The sequence below is a fragment of the Mycobacterium sp. genome (assembly GCF_035274705.1).
Lineage (GTDB): Bacteria > Actinomycetota > Actinomycetes > Mycobacteriales > Mycobacteriaceae > Mycobacterium.
On the sequence record NZ_DATENY010000094.1, the window covers coordinates 19843 to 30037 of the forward strand.

Consider the following 10195-nt stretch of genomic DNA (forward strand, 5'->3'; position numbering starts at 1 on the left):
TCGTCCCGAACCCAACTGGAGTCCAAGGAGCGTCCGAAGTGAGCACAACTCCCCTCAAGGTCGCCGTCACCGGTGCCGCCGGTCAGATCGGCTACAGCCTGTTGTTCCGCCTGGCGAGCGGATCGCTGCTGGGCCCCGACCGTCCGATCGAGCTACGTCTGCTCGAGATCGAGCCCGCTCTCAAGGCGCTCGAGGGTGTGGTGATGGAGCTCGACGACTGCGCGTTCCCGCTGCTGGCCGGTGTCGAGATCGGCGCAGACGCGAACAAGATCTTCGACGGCGTGAACCTGGCGCTGCTGGTCGGCGCCCGCCCGCGCGGCCCGGGCATGGAGCGCGGCGACCTGCTCGAGGCCAACGGTGCGATCTTCACCGCCCAGGGCAAGGCTCTCAATGCCGTTGCCGCGGACGACATCCGGATCGGTGTGACCGGCAACCCGGCCAACACCAACGCGCTGATCGCGATGAGCAACGCGCCCGACATCCCGAAGGAGCGGTTCTCCGCCCTCACCCGCCTCGACCACAACCGGGCGATCTCGCAGCTCGCCAAGAAGACCGGCGCGGCCGTCACCGACATCAAGAAGGTCACGATCTGGGGCAACCACTCGGCCACCCAGTACCCGGACATCTTCCACGCCGAGGTCGGCGGCAAGAACGCCGCCGAGGTCGTCAACGACCAGGCCTGGATCGAGAATGACTTCATCCCGACCGTGGCCAAGCGCGGCGCGGCCATCATCGATGCGCGCGGCGCCTCCTCGGCCGCCTCGGCCGCATCGGCGACCACCGATGCCGCCCGCGACTGGCTGCTCGGCAGCCCCGAGGGCGACTGGGTGTCGATGGCGGTTCTGTCCGACGGCAGCTACGGCGTGCCGGAGGGCCTGATCTCGTCGTTCCCGGTGACCACCAAGGACGGCAACTGGTCGATCGTGCAGGGCTTGGAGATCGACGAGTTCTCCCGCGGCCGCATCGACAAGTCGACCGCCGAACTCGCCGACGAGCGCAAGGCCGTCACCGAGCTCGGCCTGATCTGACCAGCCCATCGGTTTACCAGGGATTGGCCCCAGTATTCTCAAGGCCGTGTCCGCAACGGTGCCCCAGGGCGCGAGAAGTCCCCAGGTCGTGATCGGTGACGACGAGATCTTCGAGGCGCACGTCGGTGGGAAGCTGTCCGTCGAGCTGAAGTCGCCGCTGGATACTCAGCGCGCGCTGTCGATCGCCTACACCCCGGGGGTTGCACAGGTCAGTCGCGCTATCGCCGCCGATCACACCTTGGCCGCCCGCTATACGTGGGCGCACCGGCTGGTGGCCGTCGTCAGCGACGGCAGCGCGGTGCTCGGCCTCGGCGACATCGGCCCTGCCGCGTCGCTGCCCGTGATGGAGGGCAAGAGCGCGCTGTTCAAGGCGTACGGTGGCCTGGACTCGATCCCGATCGTGTTGGACACCAAAGACCCCGACGAGATCGTCGAGACCCTGATCAGGCTTCGGCCCACGTTCGGTGCCGTCAGCCTCGAGGACATCTCCGCGCCGCGCTGCTTCGAGATCGAACGCCGCGTCATCGATGCGCTGGACTGCCCGGTGATGCATGACGACCAGCACGGCACCGCGATAGTCGTGCTCGCGGCGCTGATGGGTGCGGCCAAGGTGCTCGACCGCGACATGGCCGCGCTCCGTGTGGTCATCTCCGGCGCGGGGGCTGCAGGTGTCGCATGTGCGAATCTCCTTCTTGCGAGCGGGGTTTCAGACATCATCGTGCTCGATTCGCAGGGCATTCTGCATGACAGTCGCATCGACATGAACAGCGTGAAGGCGGATCTGGCGCGGCGCACCAACCCGTCCGGCCTTACCGGCGGGATGGTAGAGGCGCTCAACAAGGCCGACGTGTTCCTCGGGGTGTCGTCGGGTGTGGTCCCCGAGGAGCTGATCGCGACGATGGCGCCCGGCGGCATCGTGTTCGCGCTGTCGAACCCGGACCCGGAGATACATCCCGACGTGGCCGCCAAGCACGCGACCGTGGTGGCCACTGGCCGCAGCGATTTCCCGAACCAGATCAACAACGTGCTGGCGTTCCCCGGGGTGTTCCGCGGCGCGCTGGACGCCGGTGCGCGCCGTATCACCGAAGCGATGATGGTGGCCGCGGCAGAGGCGATCTTCGCTGTCGTCGGCGACGATCTGGCGGCCGACAGGATCGTGCCCAGCCCGCTCGACCCGCGGGTCTGCCCCGCGGTGGCGAAAGCGGTTGCGGCAGCTTCCGGCGTCTAGCCGATGCGTTTTCGCCGGCTGGCGTTGGCGCTGTGTGCGCTGACGATCGCCGGCTGTGGGGCCCACAACGGCGGGCCCTCGATCGCCGTCGGTTCCACACCCGATCCCGAGTCGGCGCTGGTGGCTCATCTGTATGCGGCGGCGTTGCGCTTCTATGGCAGCGCGGCCCACGTGCAGTCGATGCCCGACCCGTTGGGCGAACTGGACTCCGGAGCCAGCCGCGTCGTTCCGGGCTTCACCGGCCAGCTGCTCGAACGGTTTGATCCCGACGCCGCCGCCCGCTCGGACGCACAGGTGTACCGCGCAATGGTGTCCGCCCTCCCCGAAGGCGTGGCCGCCGGGGACTACACCACCTCAGCGGAGGACAAACCCGCGATCGCGGTGACCGAATCGACCGCCAAGGCCTGGGACGGTCGCGACGTGACGGCTGCCGCGCGCAACTGCGACAAGGTGTCGACGGGCGCGGTGGCCGGCCAACGGACTCCATCGGCGATCGGGACGTGCAAGGTGCCGAAGCCGCGTGAATACCCGGACGACGCAACGTTATTCGCGGCGCTGCGCGCGGGACAGATCAACGCGGCATGGACGACGACGGCGACGCCGAACGTTCCGTCCGAGCTGGTGGTGCTCTCCGATAAGACGTCGTTGATCCGCGCGGAGAATCTGGTCCCGCTGTACCGCCGCAACGAGCTGAACGAGCCGCAGATGCTCGCCCTCAACGAGGTTGCCGGTGTGTTGGACACGGGCTCGCTGGCCGACATGCGCCGCCAGGTCGCCGAGGGCAAGGATCCCGGGCTGGTGGCCGACGCCTGGCTCGACGCCCACCCACTCGGCCGCTAACCCCTTCCCGCGAGCGTGCGTGTCTGTACCCGACACGCCGCAATTCGTGTGCATTTCACGGTCGCTCGCGGCCGGCGAGCGCGACGTTAGTGCGCTTCGGGCACCATCCGCGACAGCACCGTCGAGAACAGCCGCTGATAACCCGAGCCGGTGGCGCGCACGATCAGGTCGAGCGCCTTGGCGTCGTTGCCGATCAGCACGCGGGCTTTGTTCTTCCGGACGCCGTCGAGGATGACCCGCGCTGCCTTCTGCGGTGACGTACTGGCCAGTTTCTTGTCGAACGTGTTGGTCAACTTTGCGAGGTCGACACTGTCGACAGCCGTCATGTTGCGCACGATGTTCGTCTTGATGCCGCCCGGATGCACCGTCGTCACCTTCACTGGATGACCCGCCAACTCCATTTCCTGGCGCAGCGCCTCGGTGAATCCGCGCACTGCGAACTTCGCCGCGTTGTATGCGGCCTGACCGGGCACCGAGAACAGCCCGAAAATGCTGGAGATGTTGACGACATGGCCGTCGCCGGAGGCGATGAGATGGGGAAGGAAGACCTTGGTGCCGTTGACGACACCCCAGAAGTCGACGTCCATCACCCGCTCAATGTCCTTGAACTGGCTGACCTCGATATCGCCTGCGAACGCGATGCCTGCGTTGTTGTAGATCTGGTTGACCTTGCCGAAGTGGTCCTTGACGGCGTCGGCGTAGAGCTCGAACGCCTCGCGCTCGGTGACGTCGAGCCGATCTGTTTTCACCGGCGCACCGATGCTCTTCAACCGCTCCTCGGTCGTCGCGAGGCCTTCGGTGTTGACGTCGCTGATCGCCACACTCGCGCCCGAGCGGGCCAGTTCGATCGCCAATGCCTGCCCGATGCCCGATCCGGCGCCGGTGACGACGGCGACCTTTCCGGCGAAGCCCTCCATAACCACTCCCTCGTGTCAGTTGACTCGGGTCGAGGCTAGTCGGTACCCGCGGTCCCGCCTAAAACGGGTCCTAGGCCGGCTTGGTGGCGGTGATCAGGTGCGTGCCCATCCACGGACTCCACCACATCCGCCAGCCCAGATTGCGGCGACGGGCATCGGACCAGCCGAGCTTACGGAGTTGACGGACGTGGTGTCCGGTGGCCCAGATGTCCGCGAGCACGAGGCGACCTCGGGGGCGTAGCACCCGGGCCGCTTCGCTGATCGCCTTGGCGCGGGCCTTTGCACCGGGAATGTTGTGCACCACAAGGCTGCTGACGACGACGTCGACGCTGTTGTCGTCGAACGGCAAGTCGGTGATGTCGGCGGTGTGCACCTCGACGCGGTCGACCACGCCTTCGAGCCGAGCATTGCGCAGCGTGTTGTCCGATGAGTTGTCGGTCTGGTCGGCACGCCAGATGTCGACGCCTACCGCCCGCCCGTCCGGAAGCAGCTTCGCCGCGGCGAGCAATACCGCGCCGCGACCGCAGCCCATATCGAGCAGCGTCTCGTCGCCGCGCAGCCTCAGGTCGTCGAGGATCTGCGCCCATACCTCGAACTTGCCGATCCGGGTGGTGCGGATGAACAGCGCCATCGTCGCGACGATCAACGCACCCGTTCCGCCAGTCACCGCTGCGGCGAAAGGCTTACCGCGCAACAGACTTCGAGCGGCCGACGCCAGCAACGCGGCGCTCGTCGCCCCTGCGATGGCAGCCTGGGCAGCAGCGGGCACGGCGCGATAGTCTCCGTCGAACCCGTAATCGGCCTTGTGGTCGCGTAGGTCTGCAACCGTCATCTATTCACGGTAGATCACGGCGGCCGGCCGTGGGGCGCTACGTGTTTAGGCGAACGCCTCGTCGATGATCTCCTGCTGCTCGACCGCGTGCACCTTGGACGAACCCGACGACGGCGCAGACATCGCGCGGCGCGAAATCCGTTTGATCCCGGACAGCTTCTCCGGCAACACTTCCGGCATCGTCAGGCCGAACGTCGGCCACGCCCCCTGGTTCGCCGGCTCCTCCTGCACCCAGAAGTACCGTTCCGCGTTCGGGTACGAATCCAGCGTCTCGGACAGCCGCCGCTTCGGCAGCGGAGCCAGCTGCTCGATGCGCACGATCGCCACGTCCTCGCGCTGCTCTTTGTTCTTGCGCGCCGCCAGCTCGTAGTAGATCTTCCCGCTGGTCAACAGCACTCGTTTGACCTTGCCGCGGTCCCCGTCGCCGTCGGTGTAGGTGGGCTCTTCCATCACCGAGCGGAACTTCCGCTCGGTGAAGTCCCGGATGTCACTGACCGCAGCCTTGTTGCGCAGCATGGACTTCGGCGTGAACACGATCAGCGGCCGGTGGATGCCGTCCAACGCGTGGCGCCGCAGCAGGTGGAAGTAGTTCGCCGGCGTCGACGGCATCGCGATGGTCATCGAGCCCTCTGCCCACAGCAGCAGGAACCGCTCGATGCGGCCTGACGTGTGGTCCGGCCCTTGGCCTTCGTGGCCGTGCGGCAGCAGCAGCACCACGTCAGAGAGCTGACCCCACTTGGCCTCGCCCGACGAAATGAACTCGTCGATGATCGACTGCGCCCCGTTGACGAAGTCGCCAAACTGGGCTTCCCACAACACAAGTGCGTCCGGATTGCCGACCGAATAGCCATATTCGAAGCCGACAGCCGCGAACTCGGACAGCGCCGAGTCGTAGACCATCAGCTTGCCGCCCGTCGGCGTTCCATCCTGATTGACCGTCAGCAGCTGCAGCGGCGTGAACTCCGCACCCGTCTTGCGATCGATGACTACCGAATGCCGCTGGGTGAAGGTGCCGCGCCGGGTGTCCTGACCCGACAGCCGCACGGTCGTGCCCTCGGCGATGAGAGTGCCCAGCGCGAGCAGCTCGGCGAATGCCCAGTCGACCTTGCCCTCGTAGGCCATCTCCCGGCGCTTTTCCAGCACCGGTTTCACGCGCGGATGCACCGTGAAGCCGTCGGGAATCGACAAATGAGCATCGCCGATGCGGGCCAGCAGCGCCTTGTCCACCGCGGTGTTCATCCCCGCAGGGACCATCTGGTCGGATTCCACCGACGAGCTGGGCTCGATCTCGTGCTTCTCCAGGTCGCGCACCTCGTTGAACACGCGCTCCAGCTGACCCTGGTAGTCGCGGAGGGCGTCCTCGGCCTCTTTCATCGAGATGTCGCCGCGGCCGATCAGCGCTTCGGTGTAGGTCTTGCGCACACCGCGCTTGACGTCGATCGCGTCGTACATCGCCGGCTGCGTCATCGACGGGTCGTCGCCCTCGTTGTGCCCGCGGCGGCGGTAGCACAGCATGTCGATGACGACGTCCTTCTTGAACTGCTGCCGGAAGTCCATCGCCAGTCGCGCCACCCAGGCCGCCGCTTCGGGGTCGTCGCCGTTCACGTGGAAGATCGGCGCGCCGATCATCTTCGCGACGTCGGTGCAGTACTCCGACGACTTGGCGTCGGAAGGCGATGTGGTGAAACCGATTTGGTTGTTGACGATGATGTGGATCGTGCCGCCGGTGCGATACCCGCGCAGAAGCGCGAGGTTCAGCGTCTCGGCCACCACGCCCTGGCCCGCGAACGCGGCGTCGCCGTGCAGCATCAGCGGGACGACGGTGAAGCCGTCGGGTCCGTCGCCCTTGTCGAGTAGGTCCTGTTTCGCGCGGACCAACCCCTCCAGCACAGGATCGACAGCCTCCAGGTGCGACGGGTTGGCCACTAGCGACACCTGAATGTCGTTGTCGCCGAACATCTGGATGTAGTTGCCGGTGGCACCGAGGTGGTACTTGACGTCGCCCGAGCCGTGCGCCTGCGACGGATTCAGGTTGCCCTCGAACTCGGAGAAGATCTGCGAGTACGGCTTGCCGACGATGTTGGCCAGCACGTTGAGCCGGCCGCGGTGCGGCATGCCGACGACGACCTCGTCGAGCCCGTGCTCGGCGGCCTGGTCGATGGCGGCGTCCATGCAGGGAATGACGGTCTCCGCGCCTTCCAGCGAGAAGCGTTTCTGTCCAACGTATTTGGTCTGCAGGAACGTCTCGAACGCCTCGGCGGCGTTCAGCTTCGACAGAATGTACTTCTGTTGCGCGACCGTCGGCTTCTCGTGCTTGACCTCAACCCGTTCCTGAATCCATTGCTGCTGTTCGGGTTCGAGGATGTGCGTGTACTCCACACCGACATGTCGGCAGTACGAGTCGCGTAGCAGGCCGAGCACGTCGCGCAGCTTCTTGTACTCGGCGCCGGCGAAGCCGTTGACCTTGAACACCCGGTCCAGATCCCACAGCGTCAGGCCGTGGGTGAGCACGTCGAGGTCGGGGTGGCTGCGGAACCGCGCTTTGTCCAGGCGCAGCGGGTCGATGTCGGCCATCAGGTGGCCGCGGTTGCGGTAGGCCGCGATCAACTCGATGACGCGGCCGTTCTTGTCCTCGATGGAGTCCGGATTGTCCTTGCGCCAGCGCACCGGCTCGTACGGGATCCCGAGTTCACGGAAGATCTCGTCGAAGAAGTCGTCGGAGAGCAACAGTTCGTGCACGGTGCGCAGAAAATCGCCGGACTCCGCGCCTTGAATGATGCGATGGTCATACGTCGAGGTGAACGTCACGAGCTTGCCGACGCCCAACTCGGCGATGCGTTCGTCACTGGCACCCTGGAACTCGGCCGGGTACTCCATCGCGCCGACGCCGATGATCGCGCCCTGGCCGCGCATCAGCCGTGGCACGGAGTGCACGGTGCCGATGGTGCCGGGGTTGGTCAGCGAAATCGTCACGCCGCCAAAGTCTTCGGCGGTCAGCTTGCCGTCGCGAGCCCGTCGAACGATGTCCTCGTAGGCGGCGATGAACTGGCCGAAGCGCATAGCCTCGGTCTTCTTGATGCCGGCGACCACCAGTTGCCGGTTGCCGTCCTTGCCGTGCAGGTCGATGGCCAGGCCGAGGTTGACGTGCTCGGGCGTGACCGAAGTCGGCTTGCCGTCGACCTCTGCGAAGTGGCGGTTCATGTTCGGGAACTTCTTGACCGCCTGCACCAGCGCGTAGCCGATCAGGTGCGTGAACGAGATCTTGCCGCCGCGAGTGCGCTTGAGGTGGTTGTTGATGACGATCCGGTTGTCGATCATCAACTTGGCCGGGATCGCACGCACGCTCGTCGCAGTCGGCACTTCCAGCGACGCCGACATGTTCTTGACGACGGCCGCGGCCGCGCCGCGCAGCACCTGCAGCTCGTCGCCTTCGGCGGGGGCAGGGGCGGGGATCTTCGGCTTCGCGGGCGCCTGTTCGGCTTGCGTCGGCTTCGCGGGCGCGGTGGCGCCGTTGCTCGCTGCGGGCTTCGGCGCAGGGGCGGGTGCCGGTTCGGGTGGGGCGGTTGGCGTGGGCCCGGTTACCTGGGCCGGTTGTCCGTTGCCGCCAGTCGATTGCGTATCGGTGGTTGGCTCGGGGGAGTAGTCGACCAGGAATTCATGCCAACTCGGGTCTACCGACGAGGGATCCTCGCGGAACTTGCGATACATCTCCTCGACCAACCACTCGTTCTGTCCGAATGGTGATGGTGAGCTCACGGCAGCTACTCGCCTCAATTCCTTCACTCGGGCAAGCGTGCTGGTAGACGCTCGCCACCTCAATTTTCGCGGTCGGCGGTCACCCGCTTTCGACCTGCCTAAAGGCTAACGCTTCTGTCGTTGGCCAAACCATGCGAACGGCAGTATCCCGCAGGCGGCCACGCTGCCGCCCGATCGGGTATCAACTTCGCGGCGCCGGCAACACGTGAAGTGACGACGGCCACCGCGGTGGCGGGTTGCCGAACGCGTTGCGCGCGTTGGTGATGATCTTCTTGCCCATCATCCGGTTTCCCACGCCACCCACGACGGCGCCGATGCCGACCGGCAGCAGCTTGCCCAACGCGATCGCGCCGCGCCGCAGCGTGTAGCGCTTGACGAAATAGCGCATCAATCGCGAATTCAGCTGTGACACGGCAGGCAGCGGCAACGTTGCCGCTCCCTCGGAGATCCAAGCACCACTAGTGCGCCCGGGTCCGATCAGGTCGGCGACCGCGCGCTTGCTGTCCTCGCCGACGAGCACCGCCAGCACCAGGGCGCGCCGGCGCTCCCGATGGTCGGCCGGGATGCCGTACACCTCCGCGAGCGCGAGCACGTAGACGGACGTCGCCTCCAGGAACACCACGGTCTCGCCGGCAACCGCCGACATAGCCGTCAGCGTGCCGATCCCCGGAAACGCGGCGGTGGAGCCGACGGCGGCGCCGCTGGCCATCACCGCGGCCAGGTAGTGCTTCTCCAGCTTCTTGACGACGTCTGCCGGTGTCGCGTCCGGATTGCGCTGGCGCAGCCGGTCGACGTAGGCCTTGATTGCAGGCCCCTGGACCCGGGTTCCGCGTTCGAGGATCTGCGACAGGATCTTGGCGGCCGGGCCGGGAGTCTCGTCCGTGATAGCCGGCAGCTGGCTCTTGGTGCTTGACCGAGCGCTCATGCGCCGCCTCCCCAATCCGTTAGCGATGCTTTCAGGCTAACGCGTTGTTGACGAACGGCGGCCGGTGGCTGGTGCCCGATCGTGATCGCGCTCACTGTCTGTGAGGCAGGGAACAAATTATTGAGAAGCGACGCTAACCACTTCCATGGCAGCATCGACGGACGTGGACGTGACCAGCCGCGCTTTTCGCGCTTCGCGCAAGCGGCTCATCGTCGAACCCTCGAACCCGTCAGCGGTACCGAAGCGGCCGAGTCGCGCCCGCATGATCGCGGTCCTCGGTGCCATGGTTGCGCTGGGTCCGCTCACCATCGACATGTATCTGCCTGCGCTGCCGAAGATCGCCGACGATCTGGGCGTGTCCTCGTCGGTCGCGCAGCTCACGCTGACGGGCACGCTCGCCGGCCTGGCACTGGGTCAATTGATCGTCGGCCCACTGTCGGACTCGCTGGGCCGCCGCAGGCCGCTGATGGCCGGCATCGTGCTGCACATGCTGGCCTCGGTGCTCTGCCTGTTCGCCCCGACCATCGGCGTGCTGGGCGTGGCCCGCGGACTACAGGGTATGGGTGCGGCCGCCGCGATGGTTGTCGCCATCGCCGTCGTCGGTGACCTATTCGAAGAATCCCAGGCGGCCACCGCGATGTCGCGATTGATGCTGATCCTTGGTGTCGC

General features: G+C 66.3%; 8 protein-coding genes. 4 read left to right on the forward strand and 4 right to left on the reverse strand.

Going from position 1 to position 10195, the window contains the following annotated elements; all coding sequences use genetic code 11:
- Nucleotides 1-38: 38 nt before the first annotated feature.
- The 3 genes from VJV41_RS20085 to VJV41_RS20095 are packed head-to-tail and all read left to right on the forward strand — an operon-like array spanning nt 39 to nt 3096.
- Nucleotides 39-1028: a malate dehydrogenase gene (locus VJV41_RS20085; protein ID WP_325336778.1), complete on the forward strand. Its 990-nt coding sequence runs from the start codon at nt 39-41 to the stop codon at nt 1026-1028.
- Nucleotides 1029-1074: 46 nt separating this feature from the next.
- Entirely contained in the window at nt 1075-2256 is a 1182-nt protein-coding gene (locus VJV41_RS20090; RefSeq protein WP_325336779.1) for an NADP-dependent malic enzyme, read from the forward strand.
- A gap of 3 nt (nt 2257-2259) precedes the next feature.
- Nucleotides 2260-3096 (forward strand): glycine betaine ABC transporter substrate-binding protein, encoded by an 837-nt coding sequence (locus tag VJV41_RS20095; protein ID WP_325336780.1) that lies wholly within the window; start codon nt 2260-2262, stop codon nt 3094-3096.
- An 86-nt stretch (nt 3097-3182) separates the two neighbouring features.
- On the opposite strand, the gene VJV41_RS20100 is transcribed toward VJV41_RS20095, so the two are convergent.
- From VJV41_RS20100 to VJV41_RS20115, 4 genes are all read right to left on the reverse strand, one after another.
- Entirely contained in the window at nt 3183-4013 is an 831-nt protein-coding gene (locus VJV41_RS20100) for an SDR family NAD(P)-dependent oxidoreductase (protein WP_325336781.1), read from the reverse strand.
- Nucleotides 4014-4083: 70 nt separating this feature from the next.
- Nucleotides 4084-4845: a class I SAM-dependent methyltransferase gene (locus tag VJV41_RS20105; protein ID WP_325336782.1), complete on the reverse strand. Its 762-nt coding sequence runs from the start codon at nt 4843-4845 to the stop codon at nt 4084-4086.
- 45 nt (nt 4846-4890) lie between these two features.
- The gene (locus tag VJV41_RS20110; RefSeq protein WP_414685009.1) at nt 4891-8553 is read right to left on the reverse strand and encodes a multifunctional oxoglutarate decarboxylase/oxoglutarate dehydrogenase thiamine pyrophosphate-binding subunit/dihydrolipoyllysine-residue succinyltransferase subunit; all 3663 of its coding nucleotides are present in this window, start codon (nt 8551-8553) and stop codon (nt 4891-4893) included.
- Nucleotides 8554-8782: 229 nt separating this feature from the next.
- A complete protein-coding gene (locus VJV41_RS20115) occupies nt 8783-9526 on the reverse strand; it encodes a hypothetical protein (RefSeq protein ID WP_325336783.1) in 744 nt (247 codons plus the stop codon).
- Between the two features lie 262 nt (nt 9527-9788).
- Between VJV41_RS20115 and VJV41_RS20120 the strand changes: the two genes are divergently transcribed.
- Nucleotides 9789-10195, forward strand: a 407-nt coding sequence (locus VJV41_RS20120; RefSeq protein WP_325336787.1) for an MFS transporter, incomplete at its 3' end; no start/stop codon positions are given.